The organism is Lacticaseibacillus suibinensis, from assembly GCF_003946175.1.
GTDB classification, from domain to species: domain Bacteria; phylum Bacillota; class Bacilli; order Lactobacillales; family Lactobacillaceae; genus Lacticaseibacillus; species Lacticaseibacillus suibinensis.
This window is the reverse complement of record NZ_RHOK01000013.1, coordinates 26,173-46,597: the sequence shown is the minus strand read 5'-3', so window position 1 is coordinate 46,597 and position 20,425 is coordinate 26,173. Positions and strand designations below refer to the sequence as shown.

27 protein-coding genes are annotated in these 20,425 nt (G+C 53.5%); 24 read left to right on the top strand and 3 right to left on the bottom strand.

Annotated elements, in window-relative coordinates; genetic code table 11:
* Positions 1-508 precede the first annotated feature (508 nt).
* The 23 genes from EKM90_RS07880 to EKM90_RS07775 all read left to right on the top strand — a co-directional run bounded on the left by EKM90_RS07880 (position 509) and on the right by EKM90_RS07775 (position 17,793).
* Positions 509-745, top strand: a complete 237-nt coding sequence (locus EKM90_RS07880) for a DUF1146 family protein (RefSeq protein WP_125581411.1) — start codon at positions 509-511, stop codon at positions 743-745.
* 77 nt (positions 746-822) lie between these two features.
* Entirely contained in the window at positions 823-1,812 is a 990-nt protein-coding gene (mreB, locus tag EKM90_RS07875; protein WP_125581409.1) for a rod shape-determining protein, read from the top strand.
* 14 nt (positions 1,813-1,826) lie between these two features.
* Positions 1,827-1,997 carry a DNA-directed RNA polymerase subunit beta gene (locus EKM90_RS07870; RefSeq protein WP_125581407.1) on the top strand — a complete coding sequence of 57 codons (171 nt, stop codon included), beginning with the start codon at positions 1,827-1,829 and terminating at the stop codon, positions 1,995-1,997.
* An 11-nt stretch (positions 1,998-2,008) separates the two neighbouring features.
* Positions 2,009-2,293: a membrane protein insertion efficiency factor YidD gene (gene yidD, locus EKM90_RS07865; RefSeq protein WP_125581405.1), complete on the top strand. Its 285-nt coding sequence runs from the start codon at positions 2,009-2,011 to the stop codon at positions 2,291-2,293.
* 15 nt (positions 2,294-2,308) lie between these two features.
* On the top strand, positions 2,309-2,536 hold the full coding sequence (locus EKM90_RS07860; RefSeq protein ID WP_125581403.1) for a DUF2969 family protein: 228 nt from the start codon (positions 2,309-2,311) through the stop codon (positions 2,534-2,536).
* A 93-nt stretch (positions 2,537-2,629) separates the two neighbouring features.
* Positions 2,630-3,835 (top strand): FtsW/RodA/SpoVE family cell cycle protein, encoded by a 1,206-nt coding sequence (locus tag EKM90_RS07855; RefSeq protein ID WP_125581401.1) that lies wholly within the window; start codon positions 2,630-2,632, stop codon positions 3,833-3,835.
* A 16-nt stretch (positions 3,836-3,851) separates the two neighbouring features.
* Positions 3,852-4,142 carry a glycine cleavage system protein H gene (locus EKM90_RS07850; protein ID WP_125581399.1) on the top strand — a complete coding sequence of 97 codons (291 nt, stop codon included), beginning with the start codon at positions 3,852-3,854 and terminating at the stop codon, positions 4,140-4,142.
* Positions 4,143-4,229: 87 nt separating this feature from the next.
* On the top strand, positions 4,230-4,355 hold the full coding sequence (locus tag EKM90_RS07845) for a low molecular weight phosphatase family protein (RefSeq protein ID WP_373301044.1): 126 nt from the start codon (positions 4,230-4,232) through the stop codon (positions 4,353-4,355).
* Between the two features lie 14 nt (positions 4,356-4,369).
* A complete protein-coding gene (locus tag EKM90_RS12815) occupies positions 4,370-4,537 on the top strand; it encodes a low molecular weight phosphatase family protein (RefSeq protein WP_164507913.1) in 168 nt (55 codons plus the stop codon).
* 390 nt (positions 4,538-4,927) lie between these two features.
* Positions 4,928-5,743 (top strand): MetQ/NlpA family ABC transporter substrate-binding protein, encoded by an 816-nt coding sequence (locus EKM90_RS07840; RefSeq protein ID WP_125581397.1) that lies wholly within the window; start codon positions 4,928-4,930, stop codon positions 5,741-5,743.
* A 37-nt stretch (positions 5,744-5,780) separates the two neighbouring features.
* Positions 5,781-6,887, top strand: coding sequence for a methionine ABC transporter ATP-binding protein (locus EKM90_RS07835; protein ID WP_164507912.1), 1,107 nt, complete (start codon positions 5,781-5,783; stop codon positions 6,885-6,887).
* A complete protein-coding gene (locus EKM90_RS07830) occupies positions 6,884-7,570 on the top strand; it encodes a methionine ABC transporter permease (protein ID WP_125581395.1) in 687 nt (228 codons plus the stop codon). The genes EKM90_RS07835 and EKM90_RS07830 overlap by 4 nt, the downstream gene beginning before the upstream one ends.
* A 294-nt stretch (positions 7,571-7,864) precedes the next feature.
* Positions 7,865-8,542 carry a matrixin family metalloprotease gene (locus EKM90_RS07825; RefSeq protein ID WP_125581393.1) on the top strand — a complete coding sequence of 226 codons (678 nt, stop codon included), beginning with the start codon at positions 7,865-7,867 and terminating at the stop codon, positions 8,540-8,542.
* 68 nt (positions 8,543-8,610) lie between these two features.
* On the top strand, positions 8,611-9,378 hold the full coding sequence (gene sufC, locus EKM90_RS07820) for a Fe-S cluster assembly ATPase SufC (protein ID WP_125581391.1): 768 nt from the start codon (positions 8,611-8,613) through the stop codon (positions 9,376-9,378).
* Positions 9,371-10,372, top strand: coding sequence for a SufD family Fe-S cluster assembly protein (locus tag EKM90_RS07815; RefSeq protein WP_164507911.1), 1,002 nt, complete (start codon positions 9,371-9,373; stop codon positions 10,370-10,372). The genes sufC and EKM90_RS07815 overlap by 8 nt, the downstream gene beginning before the upstream one ends.
* Positions 10,365-11,561 carry an aminotransferase class V-fold PLP-dependent enzyme gene (locus EKM90_RS07810; RefSeq protein ID WP_125581387.1) on the top strand — a complete coding sequence of 399 codons (1,197 nt, stop codon included), beginning with the start codon at positions 10,365-10,367 and terminating at the stop codon, positions 11,559-11,561. The genes EKM90_RS07815 and EKM90_RS07810 overlap by 8 nt, the downstream gene beginning before the upstream one ends.
* On the top strand, positions 11,548-12,000 hold the full coding sequence (gene sufU / locus EKM90_RS07805) for a Fe-S cluster assembly sulfur transfer protein SufU (RefSeq protein ID WP_125581385.1): 453 nt from the start codon (positions 11,548-11,550) through the stop codon (positions 11,998-12,000). Before EKM90_RS07810 ends, sufU begins: the two co-directional genes overlap by 14 nt.
* The gene (sufB, locus tag EKM90_RS07800) at positions 11,993-13,429 is read left to right on the top strand and encodes a Fe-S cluster assembly protein SufB (RefSeq protein ID WP_125581383.1); all 1,437 of its coding nucleotides are present in this window, start codon (positions 11,993-11,995) and stop codon (positions 13,427-13,429) included. The genes sufU and sufB overlap by 8 nt, the downstream gene beginning before the upstream one ends.
* 12 nt (positions 13,430-13,441) lie before the next feature.
* Positions 13,442-13,822, top strand: coding sequence for a DUF1694 domain-containing protein (locus EKM90_RS07795; RefSeq protein ID WP_125581381.1), 381 nt, complete (start codon positions 13,442-13,444; stop codon positions 13,820-13,822).
* A gap of 15 nt (positions 13,823-13,837) precedes the next feature.
* Complete coding sequence (locus EKM90_RS07790; RefSeq protein WP_125581379.1) at positions 13,838-14,809, top strand: DUF2785 domain-containing protein; 972 nt, start codon at positions 13,838-13,840, stop codon at positions 14,807-14,809.
* Between the two features lie 270 nt (positions 14,810-15,079).
* Entirely contained in the window at positions 15,080-15,946 is an 867-nt protein-coding gene (locus EKM90_RS07785; protein WP_125581377.1) for a helix-turn-helix domain-containing protein, read from the top strand.
* A gap of 154 nt (positions 15,947-16,100) precedes the next feature.
* Entirely contained in the window at positions 16,101-16,835 is a 735-nt protein-coding gene (locus EKM90_RS07780; protein WP_125581375.1) for a 5-bromo-4-chloroindolyl phosphate hydrolysis family protein, read from the top strand.
* Between the two features lie 133 nt (positions 16,836-16,968).
* Positions 16,969-17,793 carry a hypothetical protein gene (locus tag EKM90_RS07775; protein ID WP_125581373.1) on the top strand — a complete coding sequence of 275 codons (825 nt, stop codon included), beginning with the start codon at positions 16,969-16,971 and terminating at the stop codon, positions 17,791-17,793.
* Positions 17,794-17,882: 89 nt separating this feature from the next.
* Here EKM90_RS07775 and EKM90_RS07770 read toward each other — a convergent pair whose 3' ends face one another.
* On the bottom strand, positions 17,883-18,380 hold the full coding sequence (locus EKM90_RS07770; RefSeq protein ID WP_125581371.1) for a universal stress protein: 498 nt from the start codon (positions 18,378-18,380) through the stop codon (positions 17,883-17,885).
* Positions 18,381-18,435: 55 nt separating this feature from the next.
* Positions 18,436-18,711 carry a hypothetical protein gene (locus tag EKM90_RS07765; protein ID WP_125581369.1) on the bottom strand — a complete coding sequence of 92 codons (276 nt, stop codon included), beginning with the start codon at positions 18,709-18,711 and terminating at the stop codon, positions 18,436-18,438.
* A 143-nt stretch (positions 18,712-18,854) separates the two neighbouring features.
* On the opposite strand from EKM90_RS07765, the gene EKM90_RS07760 reads away from it, so the two are divergent.
* Positions 18,855-19,472, top strand: coding sequence for a GNAT family N-acetyltransferase (locus EKM90_RS07760; protein WP_125581367.1), 618 nt, complete (start codon positions 18,855-18,857; stop codon positions 19,470-19,472).
* On the opposite strand, the gene EKM90_RS07755 is transcribed toward EKM90_RS07760, so the two are convergent.
* Positions 19,434-20,420 carry an IS30 family transposase gene (locus EKM90_RS07755; RefSeq protein ID WP_191987470.1) on the bottom strand — a complete coding sequence of 329 codons (987 nt, stop codon included), beginning with the start codon at positions 20,418-20,420 and terminating at the stop codon, positions 19,434-19,436. The genes EKM90_RS07760 and EKM90_RS07755 overlap by 39 nt on opposite strands.
* Positions 20,421-20,425: the final 5 nt, after the last annotated feature.

The following is a 20,425-nucleotide window of genomic DNA, read 5'->3' as shown; positions in this document are numbered from 1 at the left end:
GGTGCCAGAATATAAATGCGGATTGACGTTTTTTAAGGTGTTTTGGCATCTTCGCCGGTTACTTTGCGATGAGTAGTTCAGAAATACTCGCTTCGAAAAGTTTATCTGGAGTTTCGTTGAAGGGCACATTCTTTGGCTTGAATATTTTTGCTAGTGTTGATTAGTTCTCATTGCGATGTGGCCGGGTTGTGTTTTTACTGTTATCCAGTGTGTTTCGGTGGTGGGGACGGCGCTTGGGGCGTGAGGCCAGCAGTGAGACGATGAGGACTGGTCAGACTGCGCACTTGGCAGGCTGACCAGTCCTCATCGCGGCAGTTTAGAAGACGCACCGGAGCGTAGCGACTGCGGCTTCTAAACTAGGTCGGAGACCGACCTTTGGCTCCGGCCGGCCGCACAGCAGGCCGCGTGCAGCCAGCGTGGTTAGAAAACTATTAATTTCAGTAAACACAGTCGCACTCGATTGAAAAAATCGGTATAATTTAGACTGCATACGGAAACGGAGGCCACTATGGCGACTGATTTGGGCATTACCGGCGCCTTGACGCTGGTATCACATTTTGTATTTATCATGATCACCTTTCGGCTGCTTTTTGCGCTGCGGTTTGATAAATTGCTCAAAGCCGGCCACGAGCGGGAAAGCCAACTGCTGATGATCTTTTTGGCCATTGCCATTGGCTACAACGTCAGCGAATTTTTCCTGTCGCTGATTACCGCGGCTGGTAGCTTGCAGTACCTGATTCGCTAGTCCGCCTTAGGGCCGGTTCGGCGGCGCCCCGCCTGTGGTATAATCATCAATTAGGACTGAAATGAGGAGAGAAATTCATGGCAAAAGATATTGGGATCGATCTGGGAACGGCGAACGTTCTGATCAATGTGAAGGGCAAAGGCATTGTGCTGAATGAACCTTCCGTTGTCGCCATTGATACGCATACTGGCAAGGTTTTGGCGGTGGGGACAGAAGCCTATAAAATGGTTGGCCGCACGCCAGGCAACATCAAGTCGATTCGGCCGCTGAAAGACGGTGTGATTGCCGACTTTGATATCACCGAAGCGATGCTGGAGTACTTCATCAACAAGCTGAATGTCAAGGGCTTCATGTCCAAGCCGAACATTTTGATCTGTGCCCCAACCAACATCACCTCGATTGAACAAAAGGCCATTATTCAGGCGGCCGAGAAATCCGGCGGTGGTAAGGTCTATCTAGAATTCGAGCCTAAAGTCGCTGCAGTCGGCGCCGGGCTAGATATCTTCCAGCCTCAGGGCAACATGGTTATCGATATCGGTGGCGGGACCTCAGACGTGGCCGTACTGTCGATGGGCGAAATCGTCACTAGTCGCAGCTTGCGACTCGCCGGCGATAAGATGGACGCCGCGATTGCGGCGTATGTCAAGAACAAGCACAAGCTGCTGATTGGGGAACATACCGCTGAACAGCTGAAAATTCAAATCGGGGCGGTGTACGAAGCTGATCCCGAAAAGAAGATGGAAGTCCGCGGCCGCGATATCGCCACCGGTTTGCCGCGTGAGGTTGAAGTCACCTCAGTCGAAGTCCAAGAAGCCTTGCATGACACGATGATTCAAATCGTGGCCGCCGCCAAGGAAGTGCTGGAGAAGACGCCGCCTGAGCTGTCTGCCGACATCATCGATCGCGGCGTCATGCTGACCGGGGGTGGGGCGTTGCTGAATGGCATCAACCATCTTTTCGCCAACGAGCTGCGGGTACCGGTGCTGCTGGCTGACGATCCGCTTGACGCGGTGGCCCTTGGCACGGGCGTGTTGCTGGATAATATTGCGCATCACAAGCAATATTGATGAGGAGGTCGATCATGCGTTCAGCTTATGCTAAAAGCGTTTTGCGAAAACTATTGATCGGCTTTTTGCTCATTGTGCTGGCGTTGGTGATTGGCGCGATGGTGGGCTATGCCATCAATGGTGGTAGTCCATTCATGGTGTTTGCCCCCAGTACCTGGCAGCATATTTTTGACTTTCTGAAGTAGAGGTGAAAGTGATGCGCAAGCTGGCGATGGCGCTAGTGAAATTTTATCAGCGCTTTATTTCTCCTTTGCTACCGGCGAGCTGTCGGTATTATCCGACCTGCTCGACGTACATGATTCAGGCCCTAGCCAAACACGGCGTGATTAAAGGGCTGATCATGGGCATTGCCCGGATTATTCGCTGCAATCCTTTTATCCGCGGCGGCTTGGATCCGGTGCCGGATTTCTTCACCGTGCGGCGCAATCCGGATCCGCAGAAGAATCTGTCGGAAAGTGCGCAGTTTGATTTTCACCGTTAAAACAAAGGAGTTTTCATGGCAAAAGAGCAAAAAATCACCGTCAAACAGGAAGAAGTGACCCGTAACGGCCACACGGTTTCAGTGCTGACGGTGGGTAAAGTCGAAATTGGCTACATTGAGCCGGAAGCGGATGGCAAACATTTTCAAGGCTTCGTGGCGGGTAGCATGCAAGGCAACCGGTTCAAGAATTTGGCCGATGCCGAGAATTATCTATTGAGTGAATACCACCTGCATCGCGCCTAGTGAGCAGGACCACGTCAGCGGGTTGGGCCAGTAGACTCAGCCCGCTTTCTGCCGGTTTCGGCTGAGACGTGAGGCAGGGAAAGGAGTGACGGCATGGCAAAGGCAGTTTCAACCCGCCGCAAAAGTGAAGACCGCATCGACTACGGGATTATCCTGTCGGTGATGCTGCTGGCGTTGATTGGGATGGCAGCGATTTACATGGCCGTTTCGCATGATACGTCCTCGACCAGTACCACGCGGGCCTTGATTATGCAGGCTGTGTGGTACGTGATTGGCGGCATTGGTATTTTTTTCGTGATGCAATTCGATGCCGAGCAGCTGTGGCGCGTGGCGCCGATTTTGTACGGACTCGGGATTTTTCTGCTGATTTTGGTGCTAGTGGCTTATGATCGAGCAGTGTTTGATCATACTGGCGCCAAGAGCTGGTTAGGGTTTGGCTCGTTCACCTTCCAACCTTCGGAGGTGATGAAACCGGCATATATCTTGATGCTGGGCCGGGTGGTGACCAACCACAATACCAAGTATCAGCACAGCACGGCCAATGATTGGCGGCTGATTGGCGAAATGTTGCTTTGGACGCTGCCAGTGCTAGTGCTGTTAAAGCTGCAAAATGACTTCGGGACCATGCTGGTGTTCCTGGCGATTTTTGCCGGGGTGGTGCTGGTATCCGGCATTACCTGGAAAATCATCGCCCCAATTGGCATCGGCGCCGGGGCCATCGGGTCAACGGCTATCGTCTTGGTGGTGCAACCTTGGGGCCGGCGGATTTTGGAACACTTGGGCTTTGCAGCATATCAGTTCAAGCGTATCGACTCCTGGCTTGATCCCAGTGGGGCGACGAGCACCAGTTCCTATCAGTTATGGCAATCCATGAAGGCGATTGGTTCCGGGCAAATGTACGGGCGCGGCTTCAACAATTTGAAAGTCACGGTGCCGGTGCGGGAATCCGATATGGCGTTTTCCACGATTGGCGAAGCGTTTGGGTTTATCGGCTGTGCGGCGGTGATTCTGCTGTACTTCCTGTTGATTTACCAAATGATTCGGGTCACCTTCGATACTCAAAACGAATTTTATGCCTACATTTCCACTGGGGTCATCATGATGTTTGTGTTCCATATTTTTGAAAACATCGGGATGAATATCGGTCTGCTACCTTTAACTGGGATTCCACTGCCTTTTATCTCGCAAGGGGGCTCGTTCCTACTGGCGGATATGTTGTCTGTGGGTATGATCCTCTCCATGCGCTATCACCATCAGAGTTACATGTTTAGCCAAGAGGGAGAGGAATTCGATCGTTAAGCAAGGAGAATGGGTCATGACAGAAAATTTTTGGCAAGAAAAGCAACATGACACGATTACGTTGGGCTTAACCGCTGACGCTCAGCAGACAATGGGCAAAATTAAATTTGTGGAGTTACCGAAAATCGGCACACGACTTACCGCTGGTCACGCCTTTATGAACGTTGAAGCGGAGAAAACGGTGCTCGATCTGGACGCACCGGTGAGTGGCACCGTGGTCGCGGTCAATGAAGCGGCCGTGGATGATCCAAGCCTGCTCAACGAAGCGGCGCATAGCGCCAACTGGGTTGTGACGCTAAAGGCTTAACCCCATGGAGGGCTTGCCATGCAGGTATACTTTTGATGTACAGGCAATGCGTGCCGGAGCCAACTGGCCGAGGCGCTCACCCAACAGTTGCTGCCCGGCTGGCGCGTGCAAAGCGCCGGCGTGCAGCCGACCCCTGTGGATCCCAGGACGGTCCAGACGTTGGCCAAACGCGGCATCGACTGGGCTCACGCGCAGGCCAAGCCAATCGATTAAACCGCAGTGATGTGTTGGTCACGCTACGCGGGGATGCTAGGGATCACTGTCCGGTGCTGCCGGCAACAACGCGTGCTTTGCACTGGCCGCTGGCTGACCTTGCGCAGGTGCAAGGCGCAGCGCGCGCCGACGCTTTTGCGGCAGCGGCCGATCAGATTGAGACGTTGATTCGGCGCACTTAGCTGGCCGAGTCACGGCAAGCATGAAAATGTTTCTCAGATATTTTTAATTTTAAGGTTGACACTGCCAGGCGAACTCAGTAAACTCTAGTTATTCTAAAGAGCAAACGAACGATGTGAGAGAGAAGCCACGCTAGACTGTACAGAAAACCTGCAACTGCTGAGAGCAGGGTAGCGCGCGAGGCCGAGAATGGCTCACGGATCGGTGTCCCGAACCAGTGCACTGGCAAGGCGGCAATGGGTGGCAACCATTATCTTGCACGCGGGTGATAGCCCGTTAGTGAGGCTAGTCTTTTTGACTAGTGAATTAGAATGGTACCGCGGTTAGTCCGCTTCTAACAAGCTGTTAGAAGCGGACTTTTTGTTTCGCTCAAAAAATTGGAGGAATAGAAAATGAAATTGTTCAAGAAACTGGCCTTAACGGCGGCCTTGGCCTTACCAGTGCTCGCTTTAGCTGCATGTGGCAGCAACAAGTCAACGACTCAAACCCCAAAGACGGTCAAAGTCGGGATCATGAGTACCGACGTTGAAATTTGGAAGGACATTCAAAAACGCCTCGCCAAAGAAGACGTCAAAATCAAACTGGTTCAATTCACCGAATACAACACGCCGAACCAAGCCTTGCAAGATGGCGATATTCAGTTGAATTCCTTCCAGCACAACGACTTTTTGAACACTTGGAACAAGAAGCACAACGAAAAGCTGACCGCAATTGGTAACACCTACATCGGGCCAATGCGTGCCTTCTCCAACAAGATCAAGTCGCTGAAAGACCTGAAGAAGGGCGACACCGTGTCTGTGCCAAATGATGTCTCCAACGAAGGCCGAGCCCTGGACCTGTTGGCTGCTAACGGTATTATCAAAGTCAAGGACGTCGCCACCCCAACGATTCACGATATCACCGAAAACAAGTTGGACCTGAAGATTACGGAACTGGACTCCGCGCAAACCGCGCGTAGCTTGAATGATGTGGATGCGGCCATCGTCAACAACGATATCGCCGTTGCCGCAAACCTCAAGCCTGCCGATGCCATTTCGGTGGAAAAGCTCAGTGCCAAGTCCAAGCCTTGGATCAACATTATCGCTGCTAAGTCCGCAGCTGATAAGAAGAACAAGACTTACCAGAAGATTGTTAAAGCATATGAAACGCAGCGCACTGCTAAGTTGCTGAAGAAGTACTACAAAGGCGCCGTTATTCCTGCTTGGTAACCAGTTGCAACGCGTTCGTCGAGAAATGAGGTAAAGTATGGCAGAGCCGTTAATCACATTGAAGCAAGTGGATGTCGAATTCAAAGAGAAAACTCGCAGCGTGCACGCCGTCGATCATGTCGATTTGACGGTTGAACGCGGTGATATCTACGGGATTGTCGGGTATTCAGGCGCTGGGAAGTCAACGTTGGTGCGTACCATTAATTTGTTGCAGCGACCAACCAGTGGCACGGTGTCGGTGCTGGGGCAAGATATGCTGAAGCTGGATGCCGCCAAGCTACGACAGGAGCGTCGGCGCATCGGCATGATTTTTCAGCATTTCAACTTGATGAATTCACGCACCATTGCCGACAACGTGGCCTTTCCGCTGAAAGGCACGAACGTCACCGAAACGACGGCCGATGGCCAAAAAGTGTGGCGCAAGATCAAGAAAAGTGAAATCAACCAGAAAGTCAGCGACCTGCTGGAGTTGGTAGGGCTGGCTGATCGGGCGACGGCTTATCCGAATGAACTGTCTGGGGGCCAAAAGCAGCGCGTGGGGATTGCTCGGGCGTTAGCCTCAGATCCAGAAATTCTGATTTCAGACGAAGCGACTTCCGCGCTGGATCCCAAAACCACCTCTTCCATTCTCGACTTGCTGGTACATTTGAACCAGAAGTTGGGGTTGACCATTGTGCTCATTACCCACGAAATGGAAGCCGTCAGGCAGATCTGTAACAAGGTCGCCGTGATGGATGAAGGCCGCATCATTGAACGCGGCACGTTGCTGCAGATTTTTGCCCAGCCGCATGAACAGCTAACCAAGGACTTCATCGACACCACCATTCAAATCGAAAGTGCCATTGCGGCAGTGCGCAAACAGCCGGCAGTGCGCGACTTGCAGGCGCCAGATCAACTGGTGCGCCTGACTTATGTCGGCGCCTCGACCGATCAGCCGCTGGTGGCGACCTTGTTTAAGACGTACAACGTGACCGCCAACATCTTGTTTGGGGATATCCAAATCCTGCAAGGCACCCCTTTTGGTAATCTGTTGGTGGTGCTGAGTGGGACGCAGACGGACCTTGACCGGGCCTTTGATTATTTGCAGCAAAGTGACGTCACCGTTCAGCATCTGAGCGCCGATCAGGAAGGAGAGCAAGCATGAACATTATCGAAAAACTCTTCCCTAACGTGATTCCGATTTGGACCGGTGATGGTGGGGTGACCCAATCCATTGGTCAAACGCTGTACATGACCTTCTTCACGGCGTTGATCGCTGGTGTCCTCGGCATTTTAATTGGCATTTTCTTGGTGCTGACCGATGATCATGGCTTACTGGCGAACCGTCCGGTGTACTGGATTTTGGACAAAATCGTCAACATCTTCCGGGCCATTCCCTTCATTATTTTGCTGGCGGTGCTGAATCCTTTTACGCGCCTGATTGTGGGCACCGGCATCGGCCCGACCGCCGCTTTGGTGCCACTGGTGCTGGGCACCACGCCATTCTTTGCGCGGCAGGTCCAAAACGCCTTGCTGACGATTGACCCTGGGGTGATTGAGGCGGCTGAAGCCATGGGCCTGTCCCCAGCCGCCATTGTCTTTCGCGTTTACCTGCGCGAAGGCCTGAGCGAACTGATTCGTGTCGGTGTCTTGACCATCATCAGTGTCATTGGTCTCACTGCCATGGCCGGCGCAGTTGGCGGCGGTGGCTTAGGTAACTTGGCCATTGCGGTAGGTTACCAACGCTTCCAAAACGACGTCACCTGGGTGGCCATGATCTTCATCTTGATCCTGGTGTTCCTGATTCAGTTTATCGGGGATTTATTCGCGAAACGACTGCATCACTAAGGCTACGGAGCAAGGCCGTACTTAGCCTGACCAATAGCCTAGCACCAGGCCTTGCCAGCGTTTTTAGCTGGTGAGGTCTGGTGTGTAGCTATTGGCTCGGGCGTTGGCCTCGCGCAGTGCAACTACAGGCTACGGAGCAAGGTCGCGCTTAGCCAAGCAGGTAGCCGATTACCAGCACTTTAACGCCATCGCACCATTGCAGAGGATGTGACTTGCTCACATCCTCTTTTGCATCCAGCTTTACCGAGGTGGTATTCTTCGTTAGAATGGAACGACAAGCAGGGAGGTGGTGACATGCGGAAGCACCGGGGGTGGATTGTGCTGCTTTGTTGTGCCTTCTTGTACTTCAGTTTACCAGCGGCGGTGCACACGCGGGTGGCAGACGGGGTGAGTGCGGCGGTCAGTTGGGTGAAGCGCCAGGTGGCCCCGAGTGCGGAGAAGGCGGCACCTCACCAGTCCTCAACCACTTCAGCCAGCACGGCGAGCACCGCGGCTACCGCGAAAGAAGCCATTGTGCCGACCGGAAAATTGGCGGCGCGCTACACTTATTCGTTTGCGCCGCATACCGACCGCACCGTCCAGCAGCTTTTTACCGCCGCCCTCAACATCTATAACCAAACCGACATCGTCAAGCTGACACCGGGGAGCACTGGGCAGTTTACCAACCACCTGACCTTGAGCAGCTACCAAAAGGTGCAGACGAATGGTGAAGCGGTGATTCTAGGCTTAGGCGGGCCGCAAATCACCCGCTGGACCGGGGCCAAGCAGGCCACCGTTAACCATGCCAGTGCCCGCTTAAACTTGGCTTATCGTTCGCGCTTGAACGTGGCCACAGCGGTGCATGAACTCGGGCATGCCTTGGGGCTAGCCCACAGCACTGCGCCGGATTCGGTGATGTTTCCGACTGATCGCAATGTCTCCAAGCTGAGTCCGGCCGATTTGGCTGGGCTGCGGGCAATTTACAGCCGGTGAGCCGCGCCTTTTTTCGTTGGTCAAACTGCCGTACAATAAAGACAATTAGTATTCTTGGGGGTAAACCGTTGAGCACACTAGAGATTCGTGATTTACACGTCAAAGTCAAAGCAGAACCAGAGCATCCGGAAATTTTGCGCGGGGTTAATCTCACTATTAACAGTGGTGAAATTCACGCGTTGATGGGCCCCAATGGGAATGGTAAATCCACGTTGGCGGAAACACTGATGGGCAATCCGCGGTATTTGGTGACCCAAGGCGATATCCTGATTGACGGGCAAAGCATTGTTGACCTGCCGGTGGACGAGCGAGCGCGGCTGGGGCTTTTTTTGGGCATGCAGTACCCAGCGGAAATCAATGGGGTGACGAATGCGGAGTTCATTCGCGCGGCCATCAATGCCCGACGGCCGGAAGACAATCCCATCCCGATTATGGCTTACCTCAAGCAGTTAGATGAGACGATGGCGGTGCTGAAGATGCCAGAGGATATGGCGGACCGCTATTTGAACCAGGGCTTTTCTGGTGGTGAAAAAAAGCGCAACGAAATCCTGCAGCTGATGATGATTAAGCCGCACTGGGCGCTGTTGGATGAAATTGATTCCGGCCTTGATATTGATGCCTTGCGCATTGTGGCCAATGGCGTCAACCAAATGCGCGGCGCTGACTTCGCGTCCCTGATCATCACCCACTACGAACGGCTGCTGGATTACATCACCCCGGATGTCGTGCATGTCATGAAGGATGGCCAAATTATTGAAACCGGCGGACCAGAGCTGGCCCACCAGCTGGAAGAAACCGGCTACGAACACCTCAAGGCAGGTGAGGGCAATGACTGAGCTAACCTTGCCGAACACGCCGAAGATCCCCTTGGCGCGTTATTTGAAACAGGCACCGGATGCCTTTGACCACGCCACAGTGCAGGCCGACTCAGCAGTGACTGTGAGTCAAACGCCTGCCGCTTGGCCGGTGCGGTCGGCGGTGGATGCGTGGCTAGGCGCGCCGGAGGTGACTGAGGTGTTCATTCCGGCGGGTTATCACGCTGAGGCGCCGGTGCAGGTCGCAGGGCCCAAAACCGGCAGTGCGCTGGTGATTTTGCATGTCGGCGCCGGCGCCCATGTGCGCCTGCAAGACCGTTGGGCGACCAGTGGCCTGCAGCTGGGCGTGGGGATTTTGCTTGAACTGGCGCCCAACGCTGAGGTTGATTGGCTGACCTATGACGCGTTCACCGCCCGAACTGCGATTGTGCAGCGGACGGCTGAATTGGCCGAGCATGCCAAGCTCAACTGGACAGTGGCTGGTTTTGCGCAAAACAGTGGCGCCAGCTTACTGACGGTGAATCTGAATGGCACTGGCAGCCAGGCTACCATCAATGTCGGCGTGCTGGCCAGTGGTAGTCAGAACGTGGGGTACACTACCGCGATGACCAACAACGGCCGGCAAACGCAAGGACATATCAACCAGCGTGGGGTGATTGTCGGCAAAGCGCATTTGATTTTTAATGGGATTGGCCACATCATCAAAGGCGCACGCGGCAGCGATAATCAGCAGGAAAATCGGGTGCTGATGCTAGGCAGCAAGGCCCGCGGCGATGCCAATCCGATTTTGCTGATCGATGAAAACGATGTGACAGCAGGCCACGCGGCGTCGGTGACGCGAGTGGACCGGACCCAGTTGTATTATCTCATGAGCCGCGGCTTGCCAGAATCGCTGGCCAAGCGACTCGTGATACGCGGTTTCTTGGAAGGTGGACTGCTGGAAATTACAGACCCGGCACTGAAGCAGGCCCTGTTCAAACAAATTGATGAAACCTTGGTGATGGCAGATGCGTGAACAATTTCCTTTTTTTGCTGCTCATCCAGACCTGGTTTATCTGGATAGTGCCGCAACCAGTCAAAAGCCGCAAGCCGTCCTGACGGCGCTACAAGACTACTATGTTAACGCCAATGCCAATGTCCATCGCGGCTTGTACGAATTAGCGTATGAAACTACGGAACAATACGAGGCGGTGCGGGCGCAGGTGGCCAGCTTTATTCATGCGGCCAAGCCCAGCGAAATCGTCTATACCCGTAGCACCACCGATGGCCTGAATCTGGTGGCTAGCAGCTTTGGGCCGCAAGTGGTGAAGCCTGGGGATGAAATTCTTATTTCCGGTGCCGAACACCATAGCAACTTCCTGCCTTGGCAGCAGCTGGCCCACCGCCTGCAAGCCAAACTGGTGGTGGCGCCGGTGACCGCGACTGGGGATACCGATGTCGCGGCGGTGGCGCAACTCATCACGCCGCGCACCAAGTTACTAGCGCTGGCGCAAGTGACGAATGTAGGCGGCGGAGAAGTGGCGCTGGCCCCATTGGCGCAGGCTATTCACGCGGTGGGCGGCTACTTGATTGTCGATGGCGCGCAGGCGGTAGCCCATCTCAGCGTTGATGTGCAGGCCCTTGGTGCCGATGTCTATGCTTTTTCCGGACACAAAATGTATGGCCCGACTGGCATCGGCGTACTTTACGGTCGCGAAGCGCTGCTCGAACAGATGCCACCGATTCAGTTCGGCGGAGAAATGATCGATGAAGTGCTGGACCAAAGTGCAACATGGGCTGAGGGCCCGCTGAAGTTTGAAGCGGGCACCCCGAATATTGCTGGGGTGTACGGCCTCGGGGCTGCGATTACCTGGCTCATGGCGCAGGACCCGGCCGCCATCGCCCAGCAGGAGCACAGTCAAGTCCTAGCCCTGCGCCAGGCCTTGGCCGCTATTCCTGGCGTGGTACTGTATGGCAGTGACGCCAGCATTGGCATCGTCAGCTTTAATTTGACCGGGGTGCATCCGCATGATCTAGCCACGTTCCTCGATGAACAGCACATTGCGGTGCGGGCCGGGCATCACTGCGCCCAGCCGCTGATGGCGCGCTTAGGCGTGCCGGCAACGGTGCGCGCCAGTTTTGGCGCGTACAACACAGCGGCGGACGGGGCGCAGTTAGCGGCGGCAGTGCAGGAAGCAAGGGGGTTTTTCCTTGGCAATGACTAGATTGGATCAACTTTATCGCCAAGTCATTCTGGACGAAGCGAGCCACCCGCGCCATCACGGCACGCTGGCAGCGCCTGATTATGCCGTCACTGTACGTAATCCCAGCTGCGGCGATGTGCTGACCTTGCAGTTGCAAGTGCAAGGGGGCAAAATCACTGCTGCTGCCTTTGCTGGCAGTGGCTGCACGATTTCGCAGGCTTCAGGCAGTTTAATGACCGACCGCATTATCGGCCAAACACCGGCGCAAGTGATGCAGCTGGTGAGTGACTTTTCCGAGCTAGTGATTGACGGTCACAGTCCGGCGGAAGCGGCGCTCGGGGATGCGGCGGTGCTCAAAGGGGTGCACCAATTCCCGGCGCGCATCAAATGCGCCACCTTGGCTTGGAAAGCGGCGGCCCAAGCACTGGGGCTGCCAGATGCGGAGGACAACCATGACTGAAACCAAAAATACGAAGAACAACGAAACGGTGGCGGAAACCGTCGACTTTTTGCCGACGGAAAATCCCGGTGATTTCAAGGACCCGGTCAACCCAGTGTTCTCCACTGGGCGGGGGGTGACGGAAGCCACCGTGCGGGCAATTTCGGCAGAAAAACATGAGCCCCAGTGGATGCTCGACTATCGCCTGGCGGCTTACCGGACTTACCAGAAGCTGCCGATGCCTGATTTTGGTCCCGATTTGTCTGACCTGAACCTGGAAGAAATGCTTTATTTCCAGAAAGCCACCGACAAAACTTACCGGGATTGGGATGATGTCCCTGACACCATCAAGAAAACCTTCGACCGCTTGGGCGTGCCGCAAGCGGAGCGTAAGTATCTCGCGGGCGCCTCCGCGCAGTATGAATCCGAAGTGGTGTACCATAATATGAAAAAAGAGTTCGACAAACTCGGCATTATTTTTATGGACATGGACAGTGCCTTGAAGGAATATCCTGATTTAGTGCGCCAGTACTTCGGCACGCTGGTCCATCCCAGCGATAACAAGTTTGCGGCCTTGAACTCAGCCGTTTGGTCTGGCGGCAGCTTCATCTATGTGCCGGCCGGCGTCCAGACGGATGTGCCGATTCAGGCTTACTTCCGCATCAACGCGGAAAATACCGGTCAGTTCGAACGCACCTTAATCATTGTGGCGCCGGGTGGCCACATCAACTATGTAGAAGGCTGCACGGCCCCGAATTACTCCAGTGACTCGCTGCATGCGGCGGTGGTGGAAGTGTTCGTTCAAGATGATGCCTACTGCCGCTATACGACCATTCAAAACTGGTCCAAGAATGTTTATTCGCTTGAAACCAAACGGGCTCAGGCACTGAAAAACGCCACCATGGAATGGGTTGACGGTAATTTAGGCTCGAAAACGACGATGAAGTATCCTTCCGTTTACCTCGATGGCGAAGGGGCCCGGGGCACCATGCTTAGCGTGGCGGTGGCGGGGTCCGGGGTCGATCAAGACAACGGGGCCCGGATGATTCATAACGCACCGAATACGTCCTCCAACATTGTCTCCAAGTCGATTGCCAAAGATGGCGGAGCCGTGGACTATCGCGGCACGGTGCGCTTCACGCCAAAAGCGGATAACGCCTTTTGTCATGTGGAATGTGATACCATCTTAATGGATGAGCAGTCGTCTTCAGACACCATTCCTTTCACCGAAATCAAGAATTCCACTGTGTCGATGGAGCATGAAGCCAAAGTGTCCAAGGTTTCGGAAGAGCAGCTTTATTATCTGGAAAGCCGTGGCATACCCGAAGCTAAAGCCACGGAAATGATCATCATGGGGTTTGTTGAACCCTTCACCAAGGAATTGCCAATGGAATATGCCGTCGAACTCAATCGCCTCATTGGGATGGAAATGGACGGGTCGGTCGGCTAGAAAGGGGCAACGATGACGGAAGATTTGAATGCTTTTATCAAAGCCCGAGCGCTGGGCATTCCCAGCTTGAAACCTGACGAAAAACGCGCTTTTCTGGGTAATTTTCGCGACCGGGTGGCCATGGCAGTGACCATTCGCCAGCTGCACACCGAAGCGATGTCCCAGCTACTGGAGCAGGTGCTGACGCGCTATCCCCAGTATCGCGTTTATCTGAACGGCCTGATGCCGCAGCCCTTGATCGATCAGTACATGAAGCAGGCGCTGGCACATGAGATCCCGTTTACCATTATGGCCCAGCCTGGCCTGCGCGTGAAAAAAACGCCGCGCGCCGATGATTTCGGCTGGGTCTTGGCGGATCCTAAGCAAAAAATTGCGCGGCCGATTTTGCTTTAGAAAAGGAGATTATTCTTGGCGACTCAACTTCAAAGCGTGGCGCAAGCCGTCCGCGCTTTACGCGAACAATTACTGGCTGGCCAGCTGTTTCAGCAGCTGCCAGCTGCGCTGGATCACTTGATGGCTTCGGTGGCGGTGGAGCCAGCAACGCCAGTGGCTTTGCCCGACGATGATTTAGCGGCGCTGGCCAAAATGCATACGATTCGCCAGCGGGTGAAGAAAACCGCCACGCCTAGTGTGAGCGATGATGAGCTGACGTTTCTGGTTGCACATCTCGCCAGTCGCAGTCCCGCAGTGCGCGACAAAGGCGCCTTTTTCCTGCTGTCTGATTTGTTTCAGATGGATGCCTTCACTACCGCTCAGGTGAGCTGGCTGTTTAACACGCTGCAACAACCCGATATCCTTTTCGCCCATATCATGGAGCCGCAAAACGATGCCGTTTTTCAGCGCAGTTTCGCCGTGATGTTGCTATCAGGGCTTGTGTACGCCGACCAAAATCGCTACCACGCCTTGTCCAGCAAACAATATAGCGGCCTTTTGCAGCGATTGTGTGTCTACGTGCTGCTGGAGCGCGACGGCCGCGGCTATGTGGATGGCGGCGGCTGGGCCCATGCCTACACGCATATCGGCAATTTAGCTGATGAGCTGACGCAGGTGACCGGCCTGGCGCGTGGGGAAAAGATTTTCCTGATGGCGTCAATTTTGGCTGGCTGGCAGCGCATGACCGTGCCGCTGGTGTACGGTGAGGATCAACGCATCGCCGCTTATTTGGTTAATCTGGCAGTGAAGCATCAGTTCTATGCCGATTCCTTGGTGATGTGCCTGACGGCCTGGCAGACGCGCCTGCATGACGTGCGCCCGCAAGAGAACATCAAGTTTTGGAACGCCTGGTACAACCGCAGTCGATTGCTGGAAGCCTTGCTGATGCGCGGAGATCTGCCCAAGGTCGTGGTCGATTATCTGCAAAAGATTATCGATCTCTATTAATAACAAGCTTGATTAAAAGAATTGACTAAAAGCTGTCAATAATCATTTACGTAAGTCGCCACAGCCTATTATATGGCGGATATTTTTATATTCTAAAATAAATACAATTTAAATCATACCCATTTCTAATAATCCTAACCGTTATATTAGTATGTTAGCACTAAAATGAATAAGAAAAAGTAGTCAAAATGAATATTTGCGGGTATAATTTGCGTATTGAAAACCTGAAAGGTGTTCGGCTTTTCGTTGGTTTCTAAAGGGAGTGAAGAAATGAGTAAAACGCAGCCGGCCTTACGCATCATGGGGGATCGCGTCCGGTATTTCCGCAAGCTCAAAGGACTATCGCAGGCGGAACTGGCCAAAGATATTTGCACGCAAGCCACAATCAGTTTGATTGAAAAACGTAACAAAGTCCCAAGTATGAATATCCTGATTCGCCTGACTAATCGCCTGGGCATCGGCCTCGATGATATTGTGGTGGAGAATCAAGATCGCACGCAAAAAGCGTTGGCACAGGTGGGCAAGCAAGTGCGGCATGGCGATTACGTCGCCGCCGCGCCGGGCTTAGCTAAAGTCAACGTGGCGAAATTGACTAGCGAGGGTGATCAGAAACGGTACTACTATTATCGCGGCATGGTGGAGTTGTTTGTGAATCATGCTCAGGATGAGGCGATTTATTATTTTGGACGGGTGCTGAATCAACAAGGCCAGACCCATCAAGACCTGGCGGCGATTATGGCCACGCTGGGGTTAGGCATTGCCTATGCCGAAAAAGGGACCACCGACCGCGCCAGCGTATACCTGCAGCAGGCCGATCAACTGCTCAAACAGATGCCGCTGAATGAGGGCCGGTATCTGGAGGTCGAATTGACCATTTATTGGCATAGTGCGCGCATATATTTTGAACTGAAAGCCTATGATGAGGTGCTGAAGTACCTGCAACTCGGCATTGATTTAGCGGTCAAAAACGACAGCCTGTTCTTGCTGGCCGAGCTGTACACGCTGCAAGCCCGCACCTATAAGCAGCTCGGGGATGCCCAAGCGAGCAGGGCTTACCAAGTCGCCTTGGCCTTGGCGCAAGTCACCGCCAGCGGCGAGCTGGTGACCCAGCTGCAGGCCGAGGCCGCTTCCGCCTAATTTGCCAGTCCAAAGCCCTTCACCTAAGCGCGAAGGGCTTTTTGCGTTGCCTCATGCGAAGCTAAGCGGGAAATTATAAGTCGCCTTATCTAAAACTGACCAAAAACCACAACTTATATCTGCGATAATTGATTTACGACTGGAGGAAATACATATGATCGATCCCCACAATCCCGATTACGGTGTGAGCAAATTCTACGCCTTGCGCGCTTATCTGACGAATGCCCTGAACTTTGACGGCCGGAGCACCCGTAGTGAATACTGGTGGCTGCTGCCATTCTTATGGCTGTTTGAGATTTTGACTTTCTTGATTATTGGCAATCGCATCCTGCCGCAGCTGACTGTGCGGGCCTTTTTACTCATTCCCACAGCCGCCATCACGGCGCGTCGTTATCGCGATGCCGGGTTTATCCCCGGGCTCGCCATTGCCCAGACGCTGTTCACCTATGGGACCTGGTGGCTGATGTATGCCAATGCCTCGGGCACCGTCAATAGTGGCTTGGTGTGGGCGTGGCTGCTCACCTGGGTGATTTCCCAGGTGGCCAAGCTGGTGATGACACTAATGCCGACTCAGCAAGCCACTGCGGTGGTGACCCAATCGCAGGCCATTGCCGCCTACCGGGCCCAGCATCATCTCAGCGCCGATGAGCTCCAGCTATTCCGCGACACGATGAGCACGCTGAAAATGCAAATCTTGAAGCTCGGCACCCAAAGCCGCAGCTCCGAGGCGCTAGCCAAAATCATGCAGGCTACTGGCGGCCTGCATGCGGCGCAAGAGCTGTTTCGCGAATTGATGGCGCATCCGCATGCGCTGACCGAACATGCGGATTTCCTGTACAAAATGCTCCCGGCTTTGATTGAATCATGCGACCAATATCTCACGGCGTAGCAAGCCGAAGTTGGCACCGCCAGCGTGAATGCAGCCATTACCGAAATGGCCAGTGGCATTCAGCACCAGGCCGCAGCCATCGCGGCGGATTATGCCCGAGTGGTGTCGACTGACGCGGCGGAGGTGACTGCCCATGGCTAAACGCAAAGCGCACAAACCGGTGTGGTACGCCGAATACGACCGGTTATTTGTTAAGCAACGCCCGAAGCGTAAACGCCAGCTGAATCGCGCCCAAGTCCTGATTGTAGTGCTGGTGGCATTAACGCCGCTGGCCTTTCGCTACTGGCCGCAAATGATGATGCAAAGCCGCATGAGCGAGCAGCGCAAGATGATGTCTTCCTCAACCACGAATGAGGCCACCAAGTACATCGACAACTACGCCTTGAAAGCGGCGGGATTAAAACGGACGGTGGCCATTGATTCATCACGCAATCTGGTGGCGAAGGTGACCGGGCACACCGTTAGTTTTTCTACTGGATTTCAACTGACGGTGCCGAGTAGCTTTACCGTTGAGGAGTCGGCGCGTGATCATGTGGTGACACCGACCAACGAGGACAATGGCATCGAGTTACGAGTGGCTGACTTTGATGGCAAAACTGGCGATACCTATGTGCAAGCGAGTTTGCAGCTGTATGGCAATCTGATCGACGATTTCGATGCCTACAGTGAAGCTAGCGCCCCGACGTTGGTCAAAGTCTTCAAAACTGGCAATGTCGGCACCGCCCAGATCGGCTACGTCTTCGATATCCCAGACCCCAAAGCCGAGCGCGGCTATGCCCGGCTATCGCGGTATTTCTTATTCGCCGACGGGACCGGGGTGGTGCTGAAAAGCTTACCCGATATCACCGATGGCATGAACAAGCTGACGAAAAACAGCAGCTTTGCCGCGTTTCAGGCGACTTGCGGCGAGGATTTTAAGTCGTTGGCCAACGACTATACCTTCACGGCTTCAAACTAAGCAAGCGGTTCGCGCTAAGTACGCGCGACCGCTTGCTTTTTGGTTTCATCCCATCAAAAAACGCCCAATCACTTGGGCGTTGATCAACTTTATTCAGCTGGTTTCTCTTTCGGCTTCTTGGTGGAAGCCAAAGCCGGCTTGTTGTTCAGGTCGGTACGCACCACGAGCACGTCGCAGCGGGCATTGCGCGTCACGTATTCGGTGACGCTCCCAATCAACAAGCGCTCCACCGCGTTGAGCCCGGTGGCGCCAATCATAATCAAATCAATATCTTTTTGCTTCGGGACATCGCGGGCGATAATCGTCTTCGGGGCGCCATATTCGATGGAGTAGCTGACTTTTTCCAAACCGGCCTTGTGGGCCTGTTCGATGTAACCATTCATCGTTTCCTTGGCGGTATCTGCGACTTGTTGCACCATTGCCGAATCAAAACTTGAGACGTTGTTGAAGGCCCGCGTGTCGACAATGTGAATCAGGAATAATTCACCGTCATTACGCTTGGCCACTGCGACTGCTTTCTGGAATGCAAGCTCAGATTCGTATGAGCCATCAATTGCCACTAGAATGTGCTTGTATTGTTGTAACATCGCCATCACCTCTCTGACTTAATTGTAGCCGAATCAGCCATGAAAGTACATGTTTTCAGGCTTCGCCCGCGTATTTGGCCACGCGCAGACCGAGCAGCCCCGCCGCCAGCGCCCCCACCAGCAGCGCCGCCAGTTGTAGCCACATCTGCGGCCACACTGCCGCGGCCACGGCCAGCAGGGTGCTGATGGCAAAGACCACACTGAAGCGGGCCAATTCCTGTTGGTGCTTTTCTGAGATGGTGAGGCCCATAAAGTCCCGGCGGTGTTGATTGGTGTAAATGGTGAGAATGAGGAGCACAAGGGCATAAACCACGAAGATAATTCGTATCATGAGGCTATCCTTTCGCATACAAGTTGCTTTCATTTTAACGAATAGGTGAGGCGGATTCAATTTTTGCTTGCCGGTTTTGAATCAAGCTTTGGTCACGGCGCCCTATTCGGGTAGGATAAACCTGATGATAAGGAGGTGAGGACATGATTATTCAAACGCAGCGCCTGACGCTACGCCCTTTTACGGCAGCGGATTTACCGGCGTTTATGGCCATTCAACAAGATCCCGAGGTGAACCCCTTTTTGCCTTGGCTCATGCCGCAGAACGAGGCGGGACGGCTGAAGTTATTACACGAGCAGTACCTTGATCAGCCCGACGGTGAGGCGCTGGCCATTTGTGTGCGCATCACCGACCACGTGATTGGTTATGTGCATGCTGAGGCCAGTGAAGCCCATGATCTTGGTTATGGGCTGCAACGTTCAAGTTGGGGCCATGGCTATATGACCGAAGCCGCCGCGGCACTGATTGCGGCACTGCCGGTGCGTGACTATCCTTTTTTGACCGCGACCCATGACGTTAACAATCCCAAAAGTGGGGCGGTGATGCAGCGCTTGGGGATGACTCATCAGTATACCTATCTGGAACAATGGCAGCCGAAAGATTTCCCAGTCCATTTTCGTTTGTATCTATTGAACCGCGATGGCAAACAGGCCCGTCAGTACCTGAAGTATTGGCAGCAAGCTACAGAGCATGAAGTAGAATCTGGGCTGTGGGGCGAATTGTCAAACCAAGTGCAACACTTTATCAAACAGCACTTCTGACGGGCTTTGAAATCCCAAAACCTTTCTGGGCCTGAGGTTCAAATCCACCTGACACTGATGAACCTCATCGTCGGTATGAATTTTAATGAATTGATTTCGAGGAAAGTAATCGCGGATTAACCCGTTTGTATTCTCGTTTGTGCCACGTTGTTGCGGAGAATAAGGCTTTGGCCAGTACACAGTAATCGCCAATTCAGCCGCAACTTCTGATAGGTGCAGAAATTCAACTCCATGATCCGGTGTAATGGAGTGTACGAATTCCTTTGGAATGGAACGAAGGAGTTTCACGACAACCTTGTTCACAGATTCTGGATCTTTATGTTTAGCCTTACCAATCAGAGAAAAACGTGTTTTACGTTCCACAAGGGTCACAAGTACTTCCTCACCCACCTTACCCAGCACAGTGTCCAGCTCCCAATCGCCGATACGTAGTCGACGATTAATGAAATTTGGACGTTCACTAATGGGTATGTAGGTCACTTGCGGAGCCGCATGTCTGCGAACACCCTTAGGGTGTTGTCTGTGGCCTTTGCGGCGTAATTGCCGCCGAATTCCCGTGTCTCCATGAGAGGTAAATGGCAAGCCCAAATTATCTCGCTCTATGTCTCGGTAAATTGTGTTGTAGCTTACATCGGCCACTTTCTCCATCTTTAAACGAACTGCGATTTGCTCTGGCGACCAATGATGGTTGAGAATCAAATCTACAATTATTTCCCGCAGATCAGGCTTTCGAGACAAGATACTTGGCTTATGTGAGCGAGACCTGCAGGCATGATAATCGTCCTCGGCCGCACATGCACTGTATTCGCCTGAAAGACGATGTAACTCACGCGAAATCGTACTGGGGTTACGATTCAAACGTAATGCAATGTTACGGTTGCTAAGTTGATGAGAGTGCAAAACAAGGATACATTCGCGCTCTTCTAGGGTAAGATGATGATAGCTCATGACGA